The following is a 25439-nucleotide window of genomic DNA, read 5'->3' as shown; positions in this document are numbered from 1 at the left end:
TATATTCCTTTCTTTTTTGCTTTATCTTTATGATAGGTTAAAAAAATTTTTGTGTCAAATAGCTTATTAGAAGATATTTTCTTGAAAATTTTAAAAAACTCTTATATAATTATAGGACAGTAAAAGTCTAAAAAAGAGGGGCGAAGCTATGGATATTTTAGAAAAGTTGAAGATTTTGACGGATGCTGCAAAGTATGATGTATCTTGTTCATCTTCTGGATCTAATAGGAAAAATTCTTCGAAAGGATTGGGTAATAGTCATATTTCTGGGATTTGTCATTCTTGGAGCGAGGATGGAAGGTGTATTTCTCTTTTAAAAATTTTATTTACAAATAAGTGTGTGTATGATTGTGAGTATTGTGTAAATAGGTCATCAAATGTCACGAAAAGAGCTGAGTTTAGTCCAAGGGAAGTTGCTGATTTAACTATAAATTTTTATAGGAGAAATTATATTGAGGGTTTATTTTTATCATCTGGTGTAATAAAAAATCCAAATTATACCATGGAGCTTTTGATAAAAACTGCAGATATTTTGAGAAATGAATATCATTATAATGGTTACATTCACGTGAAATCAATCCCTGGAGCTGATTCTGATTTAGTTAAAAAAATGGGGCTTTTGGTTGATAGGATGAGTATAAATGTAGAACTTCCTACGGAAAAATCTCTAAAAATCCTAGCTCCTCAAAAATCTATAAAAAAAATTGAATCTTCTATGACTTATGCCAAGGAAAAAATTGTCCAAAGAAAAAATGAAATAAAATTATACAGGCACACGCCCAAATTTCTTCCAGCAGGTCAAACCACTCAAATGATAATTGGTGCAGGTGATGAATCTGATTTTGATATAGTTACTAGGGCAGAAAATTTGTACGAGGATTATTCATTAAAAAGGGTTTTTTATTCAGCTTTTGTTCCTGTTGTAAAAAGTGAATTTACTAATGACATTAAAAAAGCTCCGCCTTTAAGAGAGCATAGACTTTACCAAGCAGACTGGCTTTTGAGATTTTATGGCTTTAAATCTTTGGATTTATTAAATGAAAAAAATAAAAATTTTGACCTAAGGATTGATCCTAAAACAGATTGGGCGATAAATAATATAGAAAAATTTCCTATGGAAATAAATAAGGCAAGGTTTTATGATTTGATGAAAATTCCAGGAATTGGTAGACTTTCTGCAAGAAAAATTGTAAATGCAAGAAAATACAGAAATCTTGAATATTACCATTTGAAAGATTTAAACATTTCTGTAAAAAAAGCTAGAAATTTTATTACAGTCAACGGTAAATATCAAGGTATAAGATTTAAGGATCAAAAAGATTTGAAGGATAGGATGAGCCTTTCTGACCCAAAATCTTTTGAGCAGTTGTCATTTTTTGGGTAAAATATGAAAATTATTATATATGATGGGTCATTTGAGGGATTTTTGACGGCTATTTTTATTTTTTATAAGGACATTTTTAAGATAAAAATTGAAAATGAAAAAGAGCAAATTTCTTTTCTTGACCAAAAATTAATCAAAACGGATTTTGAAAAGGCGAAAAGGGTGGAAGATTCTATAAAGAAAAATTTTTCTGTAGAATTTTTTTATCAAATAAAAACAGCCTTTAAATCTGATTATAAAAATAAGGAGACTATAATTGCAAGGCTAATTAAGCTTGTTTTTTTAAAGGGTGAAAAATTTATAAATTCAACCAACAAATACGCCATAGCCTTTAATAAAATGATAAAAAATTATACAAGTGAAGCCCATGCTTTAAAAGGGCTTTTGAGATTTAAGGAAATTCAAGAAGGATTTTTATTTGCTCAATACGAATCTCATAACTATATTTTGGAAGATCTTTCAAGGCACTTTCTGGAAAGAATGCCCAAGGAAAAATTTATTATTTACGATAAAAATCGAAAAAAAGCCTTTATTTCGATTTTTGGAAATGTTGAAGTTGTAGAAATTTTAAATCTTTCTATAGAAGAAAGCGATGAAGAGAAATTTTTCAAAGATTTATGGATAGGATTTTACGATTCAATTTCCATAAAAGAGCGAAAAAACAAAAAACTTATGATTTCAAATATGCCAAAAAAATATTGGAAATATTTGCCAGAAAAAAATAGGATAGGGTAATAAGGGGAGTTAAAGCTCCTCAGAGCGTAGACAAACCCTCAAGCACGAATATCTGACTTCAAAAATTGTTGATTTCTAAATTTTAAAATTCTAAAATCGCAAACTCGCTAACGCTCAAACAATGCGATTTTTGTCGAATTTTTAAATTTGAAATCAAATCAATTTTTTTCGTATGATATTCTTAGCATGAGGATTTGTATACTTTGTCGACAGTCTGAGGAGTTAAAGCTCCTTTTTTTATTTTCAAAAAAATTCAAAGATTTATAAAGTGGTTTTATTGGATTTTATTCGGGTAAAATTTTAATACTAGGAGGATGATATGAAAAAACAAATAGAAATACCTGTATTTATTTTGGGCCTTGCGGTTTGGCTTATATCTTTATTTTTACCAGTCCATAGTTTGGAATTTATGCTTGGAAATGGATTAAGACCTATTGGACTTGCAACTATTTTCATTTGTCCAATTTTGGGAATAATAGGAATGATTTTTTCTATAAAAAATAAAAATATAATCTTGTCATTTTTAAATATCTTATTAATTTTAGCCTTTCCAATAACTATGGCAATGGGATACAATTTCTTATAATATTTTAAAATTAATTTTCCATCTTGATTTGATAAATCATAAGATTTTAATCGAATTAAGATGGATTTTTTTGTTTTAGAATATTTTTTAAATGGCTCTATTATATTAGGGTAAAAATTTATAAGGAGGAGATATGAATTATTTAGATTTAGCTAGAAATAGGCATTCTGTTAGAAAATTTAAAGATTTAGAAATTGAAGAGGATAAAAAGAATAAAATTAAGGAAAAAGTAAAAAGCCTTAATGAAAAAGGAGGGCTCAATTTTCAAGTATTTTTTGATGAGCCTAAGTGTTTTAAATCAAAAATTTTCACTTACGGATCTTTTAAAAATGCAAATAATTATATAAGCCTAGTTGGAGAAAAATCTTCTGATTTGGATGAAAAGATTGGATATTTTGGACAAGATTTGCTTTTGTTTTTGGAAGATTTGGGCCTAAATACTTGTTGGGTTGGTCTTACTCATGGAAAATCTATGGCAAAAATTAAGAAGAGTGAAAAAGAAATTTGCCTTATTGCCTTTGCTTATGGAAATGAAAATGGAAATATTCATAAATCTAAAGATGATCATATCTTATCAAATATAAATGAATTTGATAATGAAAAAAATAGGATTATTTTAGAATTTTGTAAACTTGCTCCAACAGCTTTAAATCAACAAAAATTCTATATTGAATTTAAAGAGGATGGGTCTTATAATTTGACTAGAAAAATGGGACCTTATTCAAAGGTTGATTTTGGAATAATAAAATATCATTTGGATTTGGCGGAAAAATATTGGGGAGAGAAAAATGAAAGATAGGACAGTAAATTTTCAAATTATTGGAGCAAGCCTTGCTTATATTCTTGTAATGATAATATCCTGGATTAAAAATCTAGACACTAGCGGCCCAGATGCAATATTTTCAACCATGATTTTGTTTGGCATGATTTATAGAACCTTTATAAAAAAAGAAAAACAAAGTAAAAGTGAGTATTTTCTTAGAATTTTAATGATACTTGGTTTTTCTATTATTATGATTGCAAGTTTTCACGATTTATTATATTAAAAAAGCAATCAGAAAATCCTTAAGTTCAAAGATATTTGTCCAGAAAAATATTTCTTATTATAAGAAATTAGAGTAAAGATTTTTGTAAATGTAGGGAAATCACCTCCATTTTTGTCTAATTTATCTAGTAATTTTGCTAGTTTTTTCATATTTAGGCACACAAAAGTTAGTGCTGCTTTCATACTCATTTTTGCTTTTCCTATCATGTTGGTATATCTGAAGCTATGGTATTCTTTTGCACTTCCGAATTGTCTTTCTATTGTTTCTTTTCTTTTTTTGTATTCAGATTTTCCCTCTTTGGTTAATCTATACCATTCGCAATAATCTATGTATCCTTGCCAGATATGTCTGATTATTACTTTTACTTTGCTTTTGCTTTTTGTGCATCTACTTAGACTTGGACAGTTTTCACATAGGCTTTTCTTGCTCTGATATACTCTGTAGCCTTCTCGGTTGGTTGTTGAGTAGAGGAGGATTTTGTTTTCTGGGCATATGTAGCAGTCGTTTGTTTCATCATATTTGTATTGTTTTGGATAGAATGATTCTTTATCAATTTTTCCTTTTGGTCTTGTATATGGTAGGACTGGCATTATCTCTTTTTCTATTAATTGTTTTGCTATTGCTGGTATTTTATACCCTGCATCCATTACTATTTTTTCTGGTTTATATTTTTCTAGTTTTTCTTTGAAGAATGATGGAAAGGTTGTGGAGTCGTGTAGGTTTCCTGGGTAGGTTTTGTATCCTAATATCCAGCCATTTTTATCACATGATGTTTGGATTGAGTAGGCAAATACTTCTTTATGGTTTCCTTTATGGAATAGTCCACTTTCTGGATCTGTTGTTGACTGGGTGATTTCTTTTTCTTCTAATATTTCACCGTCTGGGTAATCAAAGTCATCTTTGCCATTGTTGTTTCTGTCTTCATTTACTTCTTTTTCTAGTTTTCTTTGATATGATTTTACTTTTTTCTTTATTTTTACTTTTTTCTTTATTTTTACTTTTTGACTTTTATGTCTGTTGGCATGAGCTTTTACATGGGTTGAGTCTACAAATTGTATTTTTGTGTCTACGAATCCATAATTCATTGCTTGCTCTAGGATATTTTCGAATATTTGATTGAATATGTCTGTATTTTTAAATCTTCTTTCATAGTTTTTTCCAAAGGTTGAAAAGTGTGGGACTTTATCGTAGAAGTCGAGTCCTAAGAACCAACGATAAGCTAGGTTTACTTCTACTTCTCTTATTGTTTGCCTCATGCTGTTTATGTTGAAGAAGTATTGTAGGATTACTAGTTTTATTAATACTACTGGGTCTATACTTGGTCTGCCTGTTGTTTGTGAGTATTTATCTTCTACTAGGTCGTATATGAAGTTAAAGTCTATGTATTTATCTATTTTTCTTAATATGTGATCTTTTGGGACTAGTTGTTCTATTGATACCATTTGAACTTGCTCAGTATTATTTTTATCGTTTTTGTGTAACATATTTTCCTCCATCTTTAGTATATTTATACCCATAGATGGCTTAATTTAAGCGTTTATCGCATAGAAAAAAGTAGATGAATTTGTGTTTTTCATCTACTTTGTCTACAGTCTGATTTCTTATTATAAGAAATTTATATTTGAGATTAAATTTTAATTTAAGAGGTAAATATTTAGGAAAACCTTATCAAATCTTATTTAATAATTTAAAATAAATATATTTTATTTGGAATTTTTGTATTAAAATATAAGAGCTTTGAGAGTTCTTTTGAAATAGGATTATTTTTGGAAAAATTTAAAAAATAATTTTAAAAAGGCTTGATTTTTATATTTTTATATGATATATTGAATTTACGGAAACGATACCGAAAATAGTTTGCCTTATTTTTTGATAAAATAAAGAAGAAAATTTAAAATCAAAAAATATAAGAGAAATATAAAAAAATTTAGGGGTTTCTTTTGAAATTATTTTTGGTTAGGAAAAAATAAAAATGGAGGGAAATTTTTATGAAATTAAAGAAAACGTTATTAGGAGCTGCTTTGGTTCTTGCATCTACTCTTACTCTTACATCTTGTGGACAAAAAAATGATGCTGACAACAACAATTCAAATGCAGCAAGCGGCGAAAGTGCAAAGGGATCTGTTTATTATTTAAACTTTAAACCTGAAGTTGAGGAAGTTTGGAACAAAATTGCAAAAACTTATACAGATGAAACTGGTGTTCCTGTAAAAGTTGTAACTGCTGCAAGTGGTACTTATGAATCTACTTTGAAAGCAGAAATTACTAAAAAAGATGCTCCAACTCTTTTCCAAATAAATGGTCCTATTGGCTATCAAAATTGGAAAGATTATACAAAGGATTTGAAAGATTCTGAACTTTATAAACACCTTATCGACAAAGAACTTGCTGTTAAAGATGGGGATGGAGTTTTTGGTATTCCTTATGTAGTTGAAGGATATGGAATTATCTACAACGATGCAATCTTACAAAAATATATTGGCCTTGACGGTGCAAAAATTAAAAGCGTTGATGAAATTAATAATTTTGAAAAATTAAAAGAAGTTGCTGAAGATATGCAAGCTAAAAAGAAAGATCTTGGAATTGATGGTGCTTTTGCTTGTACATCTTTAAAACCAGGTGAAGACTGGAGATGGCAAACTCACCTTGCAAACTTACCAATTTATTATGAATACAAAGATAATAAGGTAAAGGATATGGATGAAGTTAAGTTCAAATATGCTGAAAACTTCAAAAATATTTTTGATCTTTATATTAAAAATTCTACAGTTGAAGCAAATGCTTTAACAGGAAAAGCTGTAACAGATTCTATGGCTGAATTTGCTCTTGAAAAAGCTGCATTTGTTCAAAATGGTAACTGGGCATGGAGCCAAATTTCTGAAGTTAATGGAAACAAGGTAAAAGAAGAAAATATTAAATTCTTACCAATTTACACAGGTGTTAAGGGCGAAGAAAAACAAGGAATTTGTATTGGAACTGAAAACTTCTTCTCTATAAACTCAAAAGCTAGCGAAGAAGACCAAAAAGCAACAGAAGAATTCTTAACTTGGTTATTTACATCTGAAAAAGGAAAAGAATTTGTAACAAAAGATCTTGGATTTATTTCACCATTTGATACATTTGAAGAAAAAGACCAACCATCAGATCCGCTTGCAAAAGAAGTTGTAAAATATATGTCTGACGAAGACTTATACAATATTGACTGGAATTTTACATCATTCCCAAGTCAAGCTTTCAAAGATTTCTTTGGTCAAGCTCTAGGACAATATGCTTCTGGAGAAATGAAATGGGACGAAGTAAAAGATGCTTTTGTTAATACTTGGAAAGATGAAAAAGCTGCTGTAGAAAAATAAACATTTGCAGCCACAAAGATTATATAATCTATTTTAGATAAAATAATAGTCTGAATGTAGGCTAGTTTGATTTAAAAATCACTTCTACATTCAGACTTTTTTTAAAAAATCCATAAAGGAGGTTTTTATGGAAAAAATATTGAAAAAATATTTCCCATTTTTTGTTTTACCTACTTTTTTAGTATTTTGTATAGTTTTTATCATTCCTTTTATTTTGGGAATTGGACTTTCTTTTACAAAATTTACCACAATTTTTAATTCTGAATTTGTAGGTTTTCAAAATTATGTAACAGCCTTTTCAAGTGGACAAAGATTTGGTAGAGCTTTTATTTTTACAGTTTTATTTACAATTGTTTGTGTAATTTCTATAAATATTATTGCCTTTGCCCTAGCTGTTGTCCTTACAAGAAAAATTAAAGGGAAAAATTTATTTAGGACTGTATTTTTTATGCCAAACTTAATCGGTGGAATCGTTCTTGGTTATACTTGGCAAGTTATGATTGATTCTTTTTTATTAAATTTTGGACAAACACTTTTGGCAAATCAAAAATATGGTTTTTGGGGCTTGGTTATCCTTATGAATTGGCAATTAATTGGTTATATGATGGTAATTTATATAGCAGGACTTCAAAATGTCCCACAAGCCTTGATTGAAGCTGCAGAAATTGATGGAGCAAGCAAGTGGCAAACTTTAAAATCAATTACTATTCCAATGGTTATGCCATCAATTACTATTTGTACATTTTTAACTTTGACAAACAGTTTTAAATTATACGATCAAAACCTTGCCTTGACAGCAGGAGCTCCAATGTATAAAACAGAAATGCTTGCTATGAATATAGTTGACACTATGTTTTCAAGAAACGGATTTGAAGGAGTTGGACAAGCAAAAGCGGTTATTTTCTTTATTATAGTAGCAGCTATTGCCTATCTTCAAATCAGAGTTACAAGAGAAAAAGAGGTGGAACATTAAATGAAAGAGAAAACTATAAATTCAATTTTATTCGTAATAATGTTGGTTCTATTAGGAGTTTTCCTATTTCCTATAGGTTTTATTCTTATTAATTCTTTCAAGGGAAGATTTTTTATAAGCGATTCACCATTTAGCCTTCCAAAAGGAGAATCTTTTGCAGGGCTTGAAAATTATGTTTCAGGACTTGCGAGAACAGGATTTTTCCAAGCAGCTGGTTGGTCATTTTTTATAACAATAATCTCAGTTTTTGTAGTTGTGCTTTTATCAGCAATGACTGCATATTATTTAACAAGAGTTAAAAATAAATTTACACAAGTAATTTATTATTTGTTTGTTTTTTCAATGATAGTTCCTTTCCAAATGGTTATGTTTCCAACTATAAAAGTTGCAGACTTCCTACATTTAAACAATCCAATCGGTATGGTTGTTTTATATTTAGGATTTGGTAGTGGACTTTCAGTATTTATGTTTTCAGGCTTTATAAAATCAATCCCAATAGAAATCGAAGAAGCATCAATGATAGATGGGTGTTCTCCAATAAAACATTTCTTCTATATAATTCTTCCTATATTAAAACCAACAGCAATTACAGTTGCTATTTTAAATACAATGTGGATTTGGAATGACTATCTTCTTCCATATCTTGTAATTGGAGTAAGTACACCTTACAAAACCATTCCAGTTGTAATCCAAATGCTTGTAGGAAGCAATGGAAACAAAGATTTGGGAGCTATGATGGCTATGCTTGTTCTTAGTATGTTACCAGTTATTGTATTTTATTTGACCATGCAAAAACATATAGTAAAAGGAGTTGCAGCAGGAGCAATCAAAGGATAAAAAAGTGAAAAGAGTAACCATAAAAGAAATAGCATCTATTTGTGGTGTGAGTGTGAGCACTGTTTCAAGAGCTATAAATAATGGCGATGAAATAAGCTCGGAAACCAAGGAGAAAATTTTAAAAACTATTGACGATTTGGGCTATGTCCCAAACCAAAACGCAAGAAATTTAAAAATAACAAAAACAAAAACCATAGCTGTCCTCATTAAAGGAATTACAAATCCATTTTTCACTCCAATGTTAAAAGTTCTTGAAGAAGAAATTACAAAAAAAGGCTATACTTTTGCCCTACAAAAGGTAGAAGAGAATTCAAATGAGGTTGAAATTGCCCACAAGGTTGTAAAAAATTTAAAACCAGAGGGAATAATATTTCTGGGTGGATATTTTGTAAATGATAGGAAAAGTTTAAAAGCTCTAGATATTCCTTTTACAATGACAACAATAATAAATAAGGATTTAGAAATTAACAGGTCAGCTTGCTTGGGCATAGATGATTTTGTTCAAAGCGAAAAAATAGTAAAATATTTGATAGGTATTGGCCACAAAAAAATCGCCTTTATTGCCCCGAGAACAGACGATGAAAGTATAGGAAAGCTAAGGCTTATGGGTTACAAAAAAGCACTTGAAGATGAAGGTTTAAAATTTGATGGAAATTTAATTTTTCCTCCAAAAAAAGGAGTAAATCCATATTCCCTAGAACACGGATACGAGATTGGTAAAAAAATTGTAAAAGAAAATGTGGATTGTACAGCGATTTTTGCCATATCCGATACAGTTGCCATGGGAGCAATTAAGGCCATAGATGATTTTGGAAAAAAAATTCCAGAAGATTATTCGATTGCAGGTTTTGATGGAATAGAAATGAACAAATATTTATTAAAACCAATCACTACAATTATCCAACCTGCATCAGAAATTGCCTATAAGTCTGTAAAAGATTTATTTAAAATAATAAAGAAAAAACCATATGAAAAGATAACAGAATTTGATGCTGATTTGTTTGTTGGTAAAACAACAGCACAAATTGTTAGTAAGGAGTAAAAATGAAAAAAGCAGGTATTCTACTACCCCTTCAAAGTCTAAATGGAGATTATGGAATTGGAGATTTTGGAAGAGTATCCTATGATTTTATAGATATAATAAAAAAATCAGGATTTGATATGTGGCAAATTTTACCATTAAATCCACTTGGATACGGAAATTCTCCCTACCAACCATACTCTTCATTTGCTGGAGATGAAATTTATATAAGTTTAGAACTTCTGCATGAAGATGGACTTCTTGAAAAAAAACCAGAAAAAATAGAGCAAAAATCAAGAATTGATTATAATTTTGTAAGAGAATTTAAGGGAAAATATTTAAAAATTGCCTACGAAAATTTCAAAAAAAATAGGGGTTATGAAGATGAATCTTACAAAGAATTTTTAAAATTTGATTTTGTCTACAATTATGGAGTTTTTATCACCCTAAAAAAAGAAAATGGCTTAAAATCTTGGAATGAGTGGCCAGATGAAATGAAAAATTGGATTGTTGATAAAAAATTCGATTTGACCCCTTACCAAGATAAAATCAATTATGAAATTTTTATCCAATATGTTTTTTATAAACAATGGATGGATTTAAAAGCTTATGCAAACAAAAAGCAAATAAAAATTGTAGGAGATATTCCGTTTTATGTTGGACTTGATAGCCTAGATGTTTGGGAAAACCAAAAATATTTCCAAATAACAAAAGATGGAAATCCAAAATCAATAGCAGGAGTCCCACCAGATAATTTTTCAGCAACAGGACAAAGATGGGGAAATCCAATTTATAATTGGGAAAAAATAAAAGAAGATGACTTTTCCTTTTGGATAAACAGACTTGCCTATAACGGAAAGCTTTACGATATAGTAAGACTTGATCATTTTAGAGCTTTTGATACCTATTGGGTTATTGATGCAAAAGAAGAAACTGCAATCAAAGGAGAGTGGCTTCTTGCACCAGGCTATGAATTATTTGAAAAAGTAAAAAAGGAATTAAAAGATGTAGAATTTATAGCAGAAGATTTGGGAGAAATAAGACCAGAAGTTTATGAACTTAGAGATTATTTTGACCTAAAAGGCATGGTTATAATCCAAGAATTTTTAAAGCCAAAAGAAAAAGAATACATTTACGCTCCAAAAAATTCAGTAGCCTACACAGGAACTCACGATAACAAGACCCTAATGGATTGGTATGAGGGATTGAGTGAAGAAAAAAGAGAAGATATAAGAAAATTATTTGAAAAACTTGGTATAAAAAACAAAAATACAGCAGAAGATTTTTTTGAATTTGCCATGGGAAGAGATAGTGAATATGTAATAATCCCACTCCAAGATATTTTGGGCTTGGGAGATGAAGCAAGAATCAACACTCCAGCAACTTTAGATGAAAAAAACTGGTCTTTCAAATTCACTTCAATGGAAAATTTAAAAGAAAAAGAAGAATTTTTGAAAAAAATTATAGAAAAAAATAGGAAATAAATTCGAAATATTAAAATTTAACCTCTAAATTCTAATATTAAAGGAGAAAAAATGGCAAATTTAAGTTTGAAAAATATAAATAAAATTTATGACAACGGCTTTCATGCGGTCAAAGATTTTAATATGGAAATTGAAGATAAAGAATTTATAATTTTCGTTGGCCCATCAGGATGCGGAAAATCTACAACCTTGAGAATGATTGCAGGTCTAGAAGAAATTAGCTCTGGAGAGTTAAAAATAGGCGACAAAGTTGTAAATGATGTTTTACCAAAAGATAGGGATATAGCCATGGTTTTTCAAAACTATGCCCTCTATCCACACATGACAGTTTACGATAATATGGCATTTTCATTAAAAATCAAAAAAATTCCAAAAGACGAAATTGACAAAAAAGTAAAAGAAGCTGCAAAAATTTTGGGAATAGAAAATTTATTAAAAAGAAAACCAAAACAATTATCAGGTGGACAAAGACAAAGAGTTGCAATGGGACGAGCTATTGTAAGAAATCCAAAAGTATTTTTGATGGATGAACCATTAAGTAACCTTGACGCAAAACTTAGGGTTCAAATGAGAATAGAAATTTCAAAACTCCATCAAAAATTGGGAACAACAATGATCTATGTAACTCACGACCAAACAGAAGCAATGACGCTTGGAACAAGAATCGTTGTAATGAAAGACGGAGTAGTCCAACAAATTGATACTCCACAAAACCTTTACGACCACCCAAAAAATTTATTTGTAGCAAGTTTTATAGGATCACCACAAATAAATCTAATAGACGTAGAAGTTTTAAAAGAAAACGAAGAAGTTTACGTTAAAAATGATCATATAAAATTAAAATTACCAAAAGAAAAGGCAGATCTTCTTGTAGAAAAAAATTATATAGGAAAAAAACTAATCTTTGGAATCAGACCAGAATCAATATATGATGAGGAAGAATTCTTAGAAAAAGCAGATAAAGAAGCAATAATTGATGCAAAAATTAGAGTATACGAGCTAATGGGAGCAGAAGTTTACCTATATTTTGATCTCGGAGAAGACCAAATAACAGCAAGAGTAAGCCCATCAACCAAAGCAAAAGTAGGAGAAACTACAAAATTCGCCTTTGATATGGAAAAATCATATTTATTTGATCCAGAAACAAAACTAATTATAGAATAATTTTTAAAACGCTCTTAAAAAGAGCGTTTTTATTTGTGTAAGTAAATCTATTGATAATTATTGACAAAATAATTTATATTTCGTAAAATTTAGGAGATTATATTAGTTTTAAATTTTTAGAAATTTTCTAAAAAATTTGGTAAAATAATTTAAATTAGATGATAAAGGAGGGTTTATGGAGAAGAGAAAAAATATTGATTTGACTAAAGAAGATATTAGAAAATCTTTGATAATATTATCGATTCCTCTTACTCTTACTGCTTTTGTTCAAATTGCCTATACTTTGGTTGATATGATTTGGATTGGTAGGATTGGTTCCAATGCTGTAGCTGCTGTTGGAGTTTCATATTTTTTGGCTTGGATTGCTGAAGCCTTGTCCTTGATTGCAAAAATTGGGGGAGGAGTTTATGCGGCTCAAGCTTATGGTAGAAAAGATAAAAAACTTACTTCTTTGATTTTACAAAATGGATATATACAAGGAAGCATTACGGCAATAATTTACATAATTTTAATCCTAACTTTTAAAACTTATATTATTGATTTTTATAAGCTTGGAAAGGAAGTTTCTGATTTTGCAAATGCATATCTTTCAATTACAGCCTTGGGTTATATTTTTGTATTTTTAAATCCAATATTTTCCCAATCTTTTTATTCGATTGGAGAAAGTGTAACTCCTTTTAAAATAAATACAATTGGACTTGTTCTTAATATAATTTTGGATCCTCTTTTTATTTTTGGCTTTGGACCAATACCTCCTATGGGAATAAGAGGGGCTGCTTTTGCAACTGTTACAGGTCAAGCTACTGTATTTTTAATATTTTTATTTGTCATGAAAAGAAAAAAAGGAGTAATAAAAGATTCTTTAGAAAATTTTACCTTGTCTACAAAATGGCAAAAAAGAATTTTTGAACTTGGACTTCCGGTTTCATTTATCAGTGGAATTCATGCTTTTATAACTATTATTTTAAATAAACTTATGGCAGGATTTGGCCCAAAACCTGTTGCAGTTTATTCAATAGGAAGTCAACTCGAATCAATTTCTTGGAAAACAACCGAAGGTTGCCAAGTGGTTATCCAATCACTTATTGCACAAAATTACGGGGCAGGCTTGGTTGATAGGGTTAAAAAAGGTGTAAAAGAAAGTTTAAAACTTGTCGGTTTTATAGGGATAGTGGCGACTATTATTCTTTTTGGATTTAGAAATCACTTGTTCAAAGCTTTTGTTCCAGGAGATTTAGAAACAATAAATTTGGGGGCAAAATATTTGGCTATTCTTTCTGCAAGCCAATTAATGATGTCCTTAGAAATTGGATCTACAGGAATTTTCCAAGCTTTATCTGATACAAGAACACCATCAGCTATTTCTGTAATATTTAATGCAGCAAGAATTCCAATTTCATTTTTATTAATTCCATATTTTGGAGTTTTGGGAATTTGGTTATCAATGACTATAACATCAATAATAAAAGGCCTACTTTCTCTTTATCTTTTGAGAAAGAAAATTAAAAAGAATTTAAAATTTGTTGATTTTAGATAAGATTTTTTTAAAAATATAAAAAAATAACCACCATTTGAACTGTGAACTGACCCCCAAAAGTTGGACTAACAAACCAACTAAGGAGGTCAGTTTTTTAATGACAAAATACAATACAGAATTTAAGATGAAAGTAGTAAAAGAATATCTTGAAGGACAAATAGGATACAAAGAATTATCAAAAAAATACAATATCCAAGACAAATCTACTATTAGAACGTGGGTTAATGCTTATGAAAATCAAGGCTATGAGGGAATAAAAATATCAAGAAGGAATAATAATTACTCTTTAGACTTCAAACTAAATGTAGTAAACTTGTACTTAACAGGAGAAATGTCCTATCAAAGTCTCGCTAATGAACTTAAAATCACAAACCCAAGCATAATAGCTAGATGGGTAAGTGAGTTTAGAGAAAGAGGAATTGAAGGACTAAAACCAAAAAAGAGAGGAAGACCTTCAAAAATGAGAAAAGACGGTAAGAAAATATCTGTTAATAAAACTAAAATTAAAGAAGATCTAAGAGAATTAGAAAAACTAAAAGAAGAGAACTACTATCTTCAAATGGAAGTAGAAATTCTAAAAAAAAGATTCAATTCTCTCAAATGACACAGGAAGAAATAGACGAATATCTGAGGTCATTAGATCATTAAGAGAAAAATTTAAACTAAAAGACTTGTTAAAATACTTTAATCTTCCAAAATCAACATACATGTATTGGCAAAAAAGATTAAATAAACCAAATAAAGATCTAGAAATAGAAAATAAAATACTTAAGATAAGAAAAGAAAATCCAAACTATGGATACAGAAGAATAACAGCTATGTTAAAAAGAACAGGGCTAATAATAAATAAAAAGAAAGTACAAAGATTAGTTCAAAAGCTAAAACTACAAGTAAAAAGTTATTCAAGAAAATCAAGAAAATACTCATCCTACAAAGGACAGATAGGAAAAATATCAGACAATAAAATAAAAAGAAACTTTAAAGTAGAAAAACCATACATCCAAATAACAACAGATACAACAGAATTTAAGTATTTAGAAAAAGATAAAAAAGGCAACTATCAAATAAAGAAACTTTATCTAAACCCATACCTAGATATGTACAACAGTGAAATACTAAGCTATGAAATATCAAAACAACCAACAATAGAACCAATCCTAAAAGCCTTAGATAAAGCAATAAAAGTAACTAACAAAACAAAAGAAAAAAGAATATTCCACTCAGACCAAGGATGGGCATATCAAAAAAATCAATACACATCAAGGCTAGAAGCAAACGGCATTATCCAATCCATGTCCAGAAAAGGCAACTGCTTAGACAACTCACCAATGGAAAACTTCTTTGGAATATTAAAACAAGAAATAAATTACGGACACAAATTCTATTCATACGAGCACTTAAAACAAACAATAGAAGATTTCATAAAATATTATAACGAAGAAAGAATAAAAGAAAAATTAGGATACCTATCACCAGTAGAATATAGAAATAAAAATGCAGCATAAAAATTTCCTACCCCTAGGGGTAGAAAGGACAAAGAAATACCAGAGCACATTTAAAATAAAAGCATTATCAAATTTTTTATAAGGGTAGAAAGGACAAAGAAATACCAGAGCTAGTTTAGTTCTAACTCTGGTATTAGGTCCAACTTTATGGGGTCACCTTACTGACCTCCTTAAGTTGGTTTTTAAGTCCAACTTTTGGGGGGTCAGTTCATTTGGTGGTTTTATTTTATAGATTTTTAATTTTTTCCATATCTATGTCTTTTATATTATCAATTACCATGTCTGCTTCTTTTTTTATTTCTTCCCATTCATTTTTATTATGTGGAAAGTCTTTTATGCCTACGGTTTTTATGCCGAGTTTTTTGGAAGCTTTTATGGCATAGAGGGCATCGTCAAATAAAACGGCGTCTTTGCCATCTATTTTGTAATAATCGAGTGCTTTTTGCCAATATTCCCTGTCGCTTTTTTTGTAGGGAAATTTATCTGGAGTGAGAATAAAATCAAATAAATCTATCAATTCAAGTCTTGTAAGCGCATTTACCAAATGAAATTTGTCAGTTGATGAGCAAATACACATGTCATAGCCTTCGTTTTTCAAATTTTTTAAAACTTCTACAGCTCCGTCTTTTGGAAGAAGGTGATTTTTGTAGGCATCTTCTATTGTTTTTGAAAAATAATTATAGACTTCCTCTTCACTTTTGTCGGTACAGACATTTTCCTTTAACCATTTTATAGTATCGTTAAAGGGAAGAGCTTCAAAATGTCCTTTTTCTTCAGTTGTCAAATTATAATTATATTCTTTTAAAAGCCTATCAACGGGTTCAAGCCAAATATGCATAGAATCAAGAATCGTTCCATCACAATCAAATAATAATTTCATAAATCCTCCTTAAAATTTAAGCAAGTTTAATATTTTCTTCAATATATGATTTTGGGAAAATTGAAGTTAATAAAGTCATATAATGATCAAAATTTATGGTTTTATTAAGGCTCATTAATTCAAGGTCAACTCCAAACCAAGAAATATTTATATCAGTTTGCCTAAAACCAAGATTTTTGTAAAATTTTTTTCTCTTTTTTCTTTGGATTAAATTTTCGGCATCTTTGTGACAAGGTTCGATTTCAATAATTATGGTTTTGTTTTCCATTTTGTTTAAAAGTTCTATGGATTTTGAGCCGAGACTTAGACCCCTATAATCATTTTTTATAGCAAAATAATCAATTAAAAGTGTATCGTCATTATTAGAATCCAAAGTTATAAACATTCCAACAAATTCATCGTCAAGTAAAATTGGAATAATTCTTCCAAAACCATTTTCGCAAACTTTAATTATTTGGTCCATTGGTTTTCTTTCGGCTTTTGGAAAAGCTTCTATATATAAATTTTTAATTTCATCTAAATAATTAATGTAAGAATTGGATAAAGTTAAATTCATAAATTTCCTTTCATTTTATCAGTCATATTAGACAATCATACTTCAAAAAAGCTTAAAATCAAGTGATTTAGCCAATCTAACCCTTGTGCTATAATAAGAAAAAGGAGAAATTTAAAATGAAAATATTACTAGAACTTTATTTAACTTTTTTTAAAATAGGAGCCTTTACCTTTGGGGGAGGCTATGCCATGCTTCCGCTTTTGGAAAGAGAGTTGGTAGATAAAAGAAAATGGATTAGTCAAGAAGAAATCCTAGATTATTATGCAATTGGTCAAACAACTCCAGGAATTATTGCTGTAAATACTTCCACATTTTGTGGTAGAAAAAGAAAGGGAAATTTGGGAGGAATAATTGCATCATTGGGTTTTATTACTCCATCAATAATAATAATCACAATTATTGCAAATTTTTTAAAAGAATTTTCCCATTTATTAATAATCCAACACGCTTTTGCTGGAATTAGAATTGCAGTTTCAGCTTTAGTTTTAAATACTGTAATAAATATGGTCAAAAAAACTGCTGATAGTAAGGTGAAAATTTTGATATTTTTATTGACTTTTCTTGCCATTGGAATATTTTCCATTTCACCAATAATTATTGTTATAGCTTGTGGAATTTTTGGAATTCTTTTTGGAGGAAAATATGCTTAGATTGATGTGGGAATTTTTTAAGACAGGACTTTTTGCAATTGGGGGAGGAATGGCAACTTTTCCTTTCTTACAAAAAATGGCAGAAAATTATGATTGGTTTACAAGCGAAGAATTGTTGGATATGATTGCAGTTTCAGAATCGACACCCGGAGCAATAGGGATAAATGCAGCAAGTTTTGCAGGATACAAGGCCTATGGAATCACAGGGGCAATCCTTGCAAGTATTTCTTTAATAAGTCCTGCAATAATAATAATTTTAATAATAGCTAAATCTTTGGATAAATTTAAAACATCTCTTACTGTAAAAAACGCCTTTGAATTTATAAGACCATCAACGGCAGGACTTATTTTGGGAGCCATGTTAAATGTTATGGTAATTTCCTTATTTAATGTAAAATTATATGAAAAAACAGGAAATTTTCTAGATTTATTTCAATTAATCCAACTTGTTTTGTTCCTAGGATTTTTATTTTTATTAAGAAAATACAAAAAAATCCATCCACTATTAATAATAGGAATGGGGGCTTTGTTTGGGATTGTTTTTAAATTGTAAAAAGCAGGAATTTATACTCCTGCTTTTTTGAAATTAAAATTTTGTAGGTAAAATCATTGCAAAATATGCCTTCCACCTGTATTTTAAAATTATTTTCATAAAATCACCTAAAAGTTTGGAGTCCTTATTGTCATAAAGGGCATCTCTTAAATGTGGATAGAGCTTATATGAGGCATAGTTTATATTTGTCTTATTATTTGACAAGTCTTTATATTGGTCTAAAATTTCTTTTCTACAAGATTTGCTTAATTTTAAATTTTTATCATTGTAAATTTGGTGAATTTTTTCCATAAAATACTTTTGTTTTTCTTTTTTTCTCATAAATATACCTCTAAATTTTTAAATTTGATATAATTATTGTGTTATCATTCCCATTCTGATAACAGAAGGGAGGGATTCCATGAAATGTTTATATTCTTTTCTAATATCTATTTTGGCTGGCGTAACTACTCATTGCATCAGCAAATGGTTAGATAGATATTATAAAAATGATAACTAGCCTAAAAAAAGCAGGAGTTGCCTCTCCTGCTTTTTTTGATTCCATGAATCTATATTCTTTTACTCAAAAATACTATACTCATTAGATATAAAAAATCAATAATATTTTTTTAAAGATAAAACTTAGAAATAAAAATTATGATATAATATTTTTGTTATCGTCAACCTAAACTGGTAACAGTTAGGGGGTGATTGGTTTGTTCATATCTCTAGTATTTTCTATCTTAGCAGGTATAATTTGCCACTATATTTGCAAATTTTTAGATAGATATATTGACGATAATTAGGCAAAAAAAGCAGGAGTTGCCGCTCCTGCTTTTTTTGATTGGTTGTATATTTTCATATCTCTTAGTAATTTCATTATACTAAAATACAAGGAAAAAGCAATAGAATATTTTCAAAATAAATTCAACTCGTAAACTGTGAAATTTAAATTGTGATATAATATTTTTGTTATCGTTAACCTATACTGGTAACAGTTAGGGGGTGATTATCATAGATTATGTCATAACTTTAATAATATCTATTTTGGCAGGAATAATTTGTCATTTTACCTGCAAGTGGCTAGATAGATATTTTAACGATAAGTAGCCCAAAATAAAAAAGCAGGAGTTGGCCCTCCTGCTTTTTTGTGATTATCATTATGTTGTCATAACTTTTTGTCACTTACATTATACTAATTAATCAAAAAAAAGCAAGAATTAAAATCCTTGCTTCTTTGAAAAAATATTATTTTTTTCTCGCACTAATTTTGTGAACTTCTCCTAAAATTAATGGGATAAAGGCGAGGACTAGAATTATTATCCATTGCCAGGTTATTAATTCTAATTCAAATAAATATCTTAAAGGTCCTACATACATTACTATTAAAAGTAGGGCGAATGATAAGAGATTTGCTTTTATTAATTGTTTGTTTGATCCAATTCCCAATTCTTTTAGGGTATATTTTGTACTTCTTACAGAAAATGCTCTCAAAAGCTCGCTTGTAATTAAGGTTGCAAAAACCATTGTGTGAGCTCCTTCTATGTTTCCTGGGAAGATTAATTTTAATCCGATTATATAAGACATCAAAACTGAAAATGTAATTGCTAGAGATTGGACAATTAATGAATTTCTCAAATCTCCAGAAATTATTGATTCTTTTGGATCTCTTGGTTCTCTTTGCATTATATCTTTTTCTCCTGGTTCAACTCCAAGGGCAAGGGCTGGGAAAGCATCTGTTACTAGGTTTAACCAGAGTAATTGGATTGGTGTAAGTGGAGAAGGAAGTCCAAATAAAATTGATAAAAATACAATCAAAACTTCTGCAATGTTACATGAAAGTAGGAATGAAACAAATTTTCTAATATTTGAAAAAATAATTCTTCCTTCTTCGACGGCATTTACAATTGTAGCGAAATTATCGTCAACCAAAATCATATTTGCTGTATCTTTTGCAACGTCAGTTCCTGTAATTCCCATAGAAATTCCTATGTCAGCATTTTTAATTGCTGGAGCATCGTTTACTCCGTCTCCTGTCATGGCAACTATTTCGCCGTTTTCTTGGAGGGCATTTACAAGTTGTACCTTATTTTGTGGAGATACTCTTGCGAAAACTCTTTTTTCTTTGGCGATTTTTCTGATTTCTTCATCACTCATATTATTTAATTCTTTTCCTTCAATTGCTTGGTCTTTGGAATCTGCAATTCCCAAATCTCTTGCTATTGCGAAGGCTGTTTCTAGATAATCTCCAGTAATCATTACAACATCAATTCCTGATGAGTGACATTCTGCAACTGCCTTTTTTGCTTCTGGTCTTGGTGGATCTATCATTCCAGTAAGACCTACAAATACCATTTCTCTTTCTATATTTTCGCTTGTTAAATCTTCATTTTTTATTGAATCAAATTCTCTAAAGGCGTAAGCCATTACACGAAGAGCTTGTTTGGCAAGATTTTTATTTTCATCCATTGCCTTTTTCTTTAAATCTTCCGTAAAATCTACAATTTCCCCATTTAATAAAATTTTTGAAGAATTTGAAATTATTATATCTGGAGCTCCCTTTGTCATTGCCTTATAATTTTCTTCAATATTGTGGAAGGTTGTCATCATTTTTCTGTCAGAATCAAATGGAATTTCTTCGATTCTTGGGTGTTTTTCTTTCAAATCTTCTTGAACAATTCCCCATTTTTCAGAAAATGTAAGCATGGCTCCTTCTGTTGGGTCGCCTATGATTTTATATTGGTCACCTTCACGAGTTAGGTCGGCGTCATTACACAAAGTTGAAATTTTCATTAGAAGATTAATATTTTCTTCTTCTTCTATCTTTTTATCGTCAAATTTTATTTGACCTTTTGGTTCGTATCCGCTTCCTTCAACTTCGTATTCTTTTTCATTTGTCCAAATTTTTGTAATGGTCATCTCATTTTGAGTTAAGGTTCCAGTTTTATCTGAACAAATTGCTGTTGTAGCTCCAAGAGTTTCTACAGAAACTAGGGATTTTACAATGGCTTTTCTATCAGCCATTCTGTTCATTCCAATTGATAAAACAATTGTTACAACCGCAGTAAGTCCTTCAGGAATTGCTGCAACTGCAAGAGAAACTGCAACCATTAAATTATCTAATAAGGAATCCCCAGTTCTAAAATATCCAACAATAAATACAATTATACAAACAACAACTACAAGAATTGCCAAAAGTTTTGATAATTTGTTTAATTGTTTTTGTAAAGGCGTATCCTTATCTTCAACTTGGTGAAGACTTGATGCGATTTTTCCCATTTCTGAATCAGATCCAGTTTGAGTTACAATTCCTTTTCCATGACCATAAGTTACAATTGTTGATGAGAAAGCGAAATTTTCCCTATCACCAATTCCAACTTCGCTGTCATAAACTGCTTCAGAATTTTTTTCTGCAGCTACAGATTCTCCTGTAAGAGAAGATTCATCGATTTTTAAATTTGATGATTCTAATAAACGCATATCAGCTGGAACGATATCTCCAGTTTCGATTACAACAATATCTCCAACAACTAATTCTTCTGCCTTAACTTTTATTTTTTTACCATCACGAATGACACTTGCCTCTGGTGATGACATTTTTTGCAAGGCCTCAACAGAATCCTCAGCCCTTCCTTCTTGAATAATTGACATAATTGCATTGATAATAACAATAGCAATAATAATAGCACACTCGATTTTATCACCCGTAAAAGCTGATACGATTGATGCGACTATCAACAAAATTACCATTGGGTCAATAATTTGTTCAGCGATTTTTTTGCCAAGAGATTTTTTCTTCTTGGATTCGATTTTATTTGGGCCGTTTTCTTCAAGACGTTTAGCTGCAAGATCTTTTGACAAGCCTCTCGCACTATCAGAGTCAAGTTTTTTTACAATTTCATTTTTTTGACCTAAATAGTCCATTCCTACCTCCTTAAATTTTTATTTTAATTTTTTCTTTACAAAAAGAAAAGACTTCTGGCAAATCGCCAAAAGTCTTGCTACCAGATGGTTTATTCAACCGGGTTAAACCGTAATGACGATTGAATAATTAAGCTACTCCCTCTTGTTGATATAATTATATATCAAATAGAAGAAAAATCAATCTTAATTGCTAGATGCAGCAGCATCATCCCTATTTTTCATTTCATTTATACAAAGGCAAAGAGCAATCAAAAGCAAAGTGAAATCTTCATCATAAACTGTAAGCTCATATTGGTCTGTAAAAGCAAAAAATTTCTTGTTCATTTCGGCAATCAAATTATTTTTAAAATAAACTTCAAAATCATGATCGATATAATTGCCCCTTAAATTTAATTCTTTTCCTTCGTAAAAAGCATTGACTTTTCTTTTCAAAAAAGATAATTTCTGATTTATTTCCATATGACTTCCATCATAAAAATCCACATAATAAGTTTGGAGAAAAGAAAGTACTTTTTTGGAAATATCAAACAAAACATTTCCTTCCATATCTTTTAATTTTGCCTTGTAGCCTACAAATTTAAAATCTTGGTCAAAAAAATAAACTTCATTTCCATTTTCATCCAAAATCGGATACTTATCTGTAAGTTTAAAAAATTTTTCTTTAAAATAATATTTTTTCATAAAAAACTCCGTTTCTTTGATAAATTTATACCCAAAAAAATATTTAAAAATAAATTATTTGTAAAGTCTTTTGTCTTTGTGTTGACATTTATAATTTAGGGTATAAAATTAGATGAGATATGCCTTTAAAATAGGCTTTAAATTTATTGGTTTTATATAAGGAAAGAAAATGAGAAATATTAGAAAACATAAAGAAAATTTTTGGGAAAATTTATCGGACAAGATTACATCAAATCCACCCTTGTATTTGACCTTGGGTTTTGCGATTTTAATACTAACAGGTGGATGTATTTTATCTTTGCCAATTTTTACAAGAAGTGGAGAGCCTACAAATTTAATTGATTCAATTTTTGTAGCGGCATCAGCATCTTGCGTAACAGGACTTACAACCGTTAACACAGCAGAGCATTGGAATTCTTACGGTCATCTTTTGATTTTATTTTTAATTCAAATCGGGGGACTGGGTGTAATGACCCTGGCTACACTTTTTCCTTTACTTTTGAGAAAAAAAATCGGTTTAAAATCAAGGCAAATTTTAAAAGAACAATTAAATATTGACACCCTCCAAGGAATCATGAAATTATTCAAATATGTCTTGGTTTTTACATTTTTGGTGGAATTTTTGGGAGCATTTTTATTATCCCTTCGTTTTGTTCCAATTTTTGGCATGGCAAAGGGCTGGTGGTATTCAATTTTCCATTCGATTTCTGCATTTTGTAATGCTGGATTTGATCTTTTGGGAGATTCAATTTATCCATACAGAAATGATAATTTGATAAATATAACTTTGATGAGTCTTGTGGTAATTGGTGGACTTGGTTTTATGGTTACAGCAGAACTTTTTAGGAAAAGATCTTTCAAAAAATTATCTACTCACGCCAAATTAGTTTTGATAATTAGTGCTTTTTTAATTGTAATTGGAACTCTTGCTTTTTATTTAATTGAAAGGCAAGTCGGTGGAGTTTTGTACCAAGAAGGAATTAAAAATTCTATAATGCAATCAGCTTTCCAATCAGTTTCTGCTAGAACTGCAGGATTTTATTCTGTAAAATTAAATCAAATGCATGATACCAGCGTTTTGCTTTTGATAGTTTTGATGGTTATAGGAGGCTCTCCTGGTTCAACAGCCGGAGGATTAAAAACAACAACATTTGGAGTTTTGGTTTTATCAACAATTTCAATTTTTAAAGAAGAAGATGAAGTTACAATTTTTAATAAACATATTGACTCAAAGACAATCAGAAAAGCTCTTGCAATTATAATGGTTTATTTAACACTAATATTTTTAGTTATTTTTATTTTATCATTGAGCGAAAATTTCAAAGTATTGGACATTGCTTATGAGGTGGCATCAGCCTTTGGTACAGTTGGAGCAAGCAGGGGAATTACCGGAGATTTTTCAAATCTTGGAAAAATTATGATAACTTTAAGTATGTATTTGGGAAGAATTGGCCCAATGACTATGGCTTATTCGATTGGACTTAAGTCATCAACAAAATATATTAGATATCCAGAAGCAAATATTAGTATAGGTTAGGAGAAAAAAATGGATAAAAATGTAATAGTTTTAGGACTAGGAAGATTTGGAGAAAGAGTTGCAACAAAACTTTTTGAAGACGGCTTGGAAGTTATGGCAGTAGACAAGGATTATGATCTAGTTCAAAATATTTCTGACAAGGTCACAAGTGCTGTTCAATGTGACATTTCAAATGACAAGGCCCTTGAAGAGTTGGGAATGGGAAATTTTGATGTAGCAGTAATTGCAACAGGAGAAAGTCTTGAGGCTTCAATGGCAGCAACACTTTTTGCAAAAGACCACAATGTAGAAAAAATTATTGCCAAGGCTACATCAAAAAATCACGCAAGAATTTTGAAAAAAATTGGAGCAGACCAAATAATTTTCCCAGAAATTGATATGGGAGAAAAACTTGCAAGAAGCATAGCAGGATCAAATCTCCTTCAATTTTTCCATTTTTCAGACGATTATTCTATGCTAGAACTAAAAGCTTTTGATGACATTGTTGGAAAAACTTTGGCAGAAATAGATTTTAGAAAAAAATATAGAATGATGGTTATAGCTTACAAAAGAGAAGGAGAAATGGTAATAAATCCAGATGCAAGTTGGAAAATAAAAAAAGATGATACCCTAGTTTTATTGGGTGACAGCGAGCATGCAGAAAAACTTCAAAAAGAAGTAGACAAATACAAATAAAATAATTTTAGGAAAACGAAAATTTATTCTATAACATTGAAATTATAAGGATATAAAGTTCACGAAAAAAAGTTTGCATTTTTATAAAATCGTGTTATAATAATATTAGCTAGTAAATAGCTAGGTTTTTCATTATTAATTCCTTATAGTTTTCCCTATAGAAAACTAGGACTAACTTATTCTTTTCTATATTATAAAAAGACCCAAAAGGGTCTTTTTATTTTGCCAAAAATTTTTCAAGGATTTTATTTGAGTTTTTGCAAAAAAATCAAGAGATCTCTTTTATTAACTTTATCCATTAATTTACAAAATACATAAATAAACCAAACCAATGAGATCTCTCCACTTCGGTCGAGATGGGAACTTCTTCGTTTGAGTT

General features: G+C 29.7%; 24 protein-coding genes. 18 read left to right on the top strand and 6 right to left on the bottom strand.

Features of this window, described 5'->3' with window-relative positions; genetic code table 11:
- Positions 1–148 precede the first annotated feature (148 nt).
- From L6653_RS05690 to L6653_RS05670, 5 genes are all read left to right on the top strand, one after another.
- Positions 149–1384 (top strand): putative DNA modification/repair radical SAM protein, encoded by a 1236-nt coding sequence (locus L6653_RS05690; RefSeq protein ID WP_236785907.1) that lies wholly within the window; start codon positions 149–151, stop codon positions 1382–1384.
- Between the two features lie 3 nt (positions 1385–1387).
- Positions 1388–2119, top strand: a complete 732-nt coding sequence (locus tag L6653_RS05685; RefSeq protein ID WP_236785906.1) for a TIGR03915 family putative DNA repair protein — start codon at positions 1388–1390, stop codon at positions 2117–2119.
- A 319-nt stretch (positions 2120–2438) separates the two neighbouring features.
- Entirely contained in the window at positions 2439–2705 is a 267-nt protein-coding gene (locus L6653_RS05680) for a hypothetical protein (RefSeq protein ID WP_236785905.1), read from the top strand.
- Between the two features lie 133 nt (positions 2706–2838).
- A complete protein-coding gene (locus tag L6653_RS05675; protein ID WP_236785904.1) occupies positions 2839–3504 on the top strand; it encodes a nitroreductase family protein in 666 nt (221 codons plus the stop codon).
- Positions 3494–3751, top strand: coding sequence for an ion transporter (locus L6653_RS05670; RefSeq protein ID WP_236785903.1), 258 nt, complete (start codon positions 3494–3496; stop codon positions 3749–3751). Before L6653_RS05675 ends, L6653_RS05670 begins: the two co-directional genes overlap by 11 nt.
- A gap of 8 nt (positions 3752–3759) precedes the next feature.
- Here L6653_RS05670 and L6653_RS05665 read toward each other — a convergent pair whose 3' ends face one another.
- Positions 3760–5235: an IS1182 family transposase gene (locus tag L6653_RS05665; protein ID WP_369806169.1), complete on the bottom strand. Its 1476-nt coding sequence runs from the start codon at positions 5233–5235 to the stop codon at positions 3760–3762.
- Positions 5236–5739: 504 nt separating this feature from the next.
- On the opposite strand from L6653_RS05665, the gene L6653_RS05660 reads away from it, so the two are divergent.
- From L6653_RS05660 to L6653_RS05620, 9 genes are all read left to right on the top strand, one after another.
- Positions 5740–7104, top strand: coding sequence for an ABC transporter substrate-binding protein (locus L6653_RS05660; protein ID WP_236785902.1), 1365 nt, complete (start codon positions 5740–5742; stop codon positions 7102–7104).
- A gap of 127 nt (positions 7105–7231) precedes the next feature.
- The gene (locus L6653_RS05655) at positions 7232–8077 is read left to right on the top strand and encodes a carbohydrate ABC transporter permease (RefSeq protein WP_236785901.1); all 846 of its coding nucleotides are present in this window, start codon (positions 7232–7234) and stop codon (positions 8075–8077) included.
- Positions 8078–8914 (top strand): carbohydrate ABC transporter permease, encoded by an 837-nt coding sequence (locus tag L6653_RS05650; RefSeq protein ID WP_236785900.1) that lies wholly within the window; start codon positions 8078–8080, stop codon positions 8912–8914.
- 4 nt (positions 8915–8918) lie between these two features.
- Entirely contained in the window at positions 8919–9956 is a 1038-nt protein-coding gene (locus L6653_RS05645; protein ID WP_236785899.1) for a LacI family DNA-binding transcriptional regulator, read from the top strand.
- 2 nt (positions 9957–9958) lie between these two features.
- A complete protein-coding gene (malQ, locus tag L6653_RS05640) occupies positions 9959–11419 on the top strand; it encodes a 4-alpha-glucanotransferase (protein WP_236785898.1) in 1461 nt (486 codons plus the stop codon).
- A gap of 51 nt (positions 11420–11470) precedes the next feature.
- On the top strand, positions 11471–12583 hold the full coding sequence (locus L6653_RS05635) for an ABC transporter ATP-binding protein (RefSeq protein ID WP_236785897.1): 1113 nt from the start codon (positions 11471–11473) through the stop codon (positions 12581–12583).
- Positions 12584–12758: 175 nt separating this feature from the next.
- A complete protein-coding gene (locus tag L6653_RS05630; RefSeq protein WP_236785896.1) occupies positions 12759–14120 on the top strand; it encodes an MATE family efflux transporter in 1362 nt (453 codons plus the stop codon).
- Positions 14121–14217: 97 nt separating this feature from the next.
- Positions 14218–14724, top strand: a complete 507-nt coding sequence (locus tag L6653_RS05625) for a helix-turn-helix domain-containing protein (RefSeq protein ID WP_236785895.1) — start codon at positions 14218–14220, stop codon at positions 14722–14724.
- Positions 14711–15625 (top strand): IS3 family transposase, encoded by a 915-nt coding sequence (locus L6653_RS05620; protein ID WP_369806173.1) that lies wholly within the window; start codon positions 14711–14713, stop codon positions 15623–15625. Before L6653_RS05625 ends, L6653_RS05620 begins: the two co-directional genes overlap by 14 nt.
- Before the next feature lie 226 nt (positions 15626–15851).
- Here the strand turns inward: L6653_RS05620 and L6653_RS05615 are convergent, their stop codons facing one another.
- Positions 15852–16505 carry an HAD family hydrolase gene (locus L6653_RS05615; RefSeq protein ID WP_236785894.1) on the bottom strand — a complete coding sequence of 218 codons (654 nt, stop codon included), beginning with the start codon at positions 16503–16505 and terminating at the stop codon, positions 15852–15854.
- Positions 16506–16521: 16 nt separating this feature from the next.
- Complete coding sequence (locus L6653_RS05610; protein ID WP_236785893.1) at positions 16522–17061, bottom strand: GNAT family N-acetyltransferase; 540 nt, start codon at positions 17059–17061, stop codon at positions 16522–16524.
- Positions 17062–17177: 116 nt separating this feature from the next.
- Between L6653_RS05610 and L6653_RS05605 the strand changes: the two genes are divergently transcribed.
- Together L6653_RS05605 and L6653_RS05600 are read left to right on the top strand one after the other, a co-directional pair.
- Positions 17178–17711: a chromate transporter gene (locus L6653_RS05605; RefSeq protein ID WP_236785892.1), complete on the top strand. Its 534-nt coding sequence runs from the start codon at positions 17178–17180 to the stop codon at positions 17709–17711.
- Positions 17704–18264, top strand: a complete 561-nt coding sequence (locus L6653_RS05600; RefSeq protein WP_236785891.1) for a chromate transporter — start codon at positions 17704–17706, stop codon at positions 18262–18264. Before L6653_RS05605 ends, L6653_RS05600 begins: the two co-directional genes overlap by 8 nt.
- 33 nt (positions 18265–18297) lie before the next feature.
- On the opposite strand, the gene L6653_RS05595 is transcribed toward L6653_RS05600, so the two are convergent.
- The 3 genes from L6653_RS05595 to L6653_RS05585 form a co-directional block, all read right to left on the bottom strand.
- Positions 18298–18585 carry a hypothetical protein gene (locus L6653_RS05595; protein WP_236785890.1) on the bottom strand — a complete coding sequence of 96 codons (288 nt, stop codon included), beginning with the start codon at positions 18583–18585 and terminating at the stop codon, positions 18298–18300.
- 906 nt (positions 18586–19491) lie between these two features.
- Positions 19492–22167, bottom strand: coding sequence for a cation-translocating P-type ATPase (locus L6653_RS05590; protein WP_236785889.1), 2676 nt, complete (start codon positions 22165–22167; stop codon positions 19492–19494).
- Between the two features lie 183 nt (positions 22168–22350).
- On the bottom strand, positions 22351–22848 hold the full coding sequence (locus L6653_RS05585) for an LURP-one-related/scramblase family protein (RefSeq protein ID WP_236785888.1): 498 nt from the start codon (positions 22846–22848) through the stop codon (positions 22351–22353).
- 169 nt (positions 22849–23017) lie between these two features.
- Here L6653_RS05585 and L6653_RS05580 point away from each other — a divergent pair, with 169 nt between their 5' ends.
- Positions 23018–24385 carry a TrkH family potassium uptake protein gene (locus L6653_RS05580; RefSeq protein WP_236785887.1) on the top strand — a complete coding sequence of 456 codons (1368 nt, stop codon included), beginning with the start codon at positions 23018–23020 and terminating at the stop codon, positions 24383–24385.
- Between the two features lie 9 nt (positions 24386–24394).
- Positions 24395–25060: a potassium channel family protein gene (locus L6653_RS05575; RefSeq protein ID WP_236785886.1), complete on the top strand. Its 666-nt coding sequence runs from the start codon at positions 24395–24397 to the stop codon at positions 25058–25060.
- Positions 25061–25439 lie beyond the last annotated feature (379 nt).

It is taken from the genome of Anaerococcus ihuae (genome assembly GCF_928368155.1).
GTDB lineage: Bacteria > Bacillota > Clostridia > Tissierellales > Peptoniphilaceae > Anaerococcus > Anaerococcus ihuae.
The sequence above is the reverse complement of the archived record's forward strand: the minus strand, read 5'-3'. Positions and strand labels throughout refer to the sequence as shown.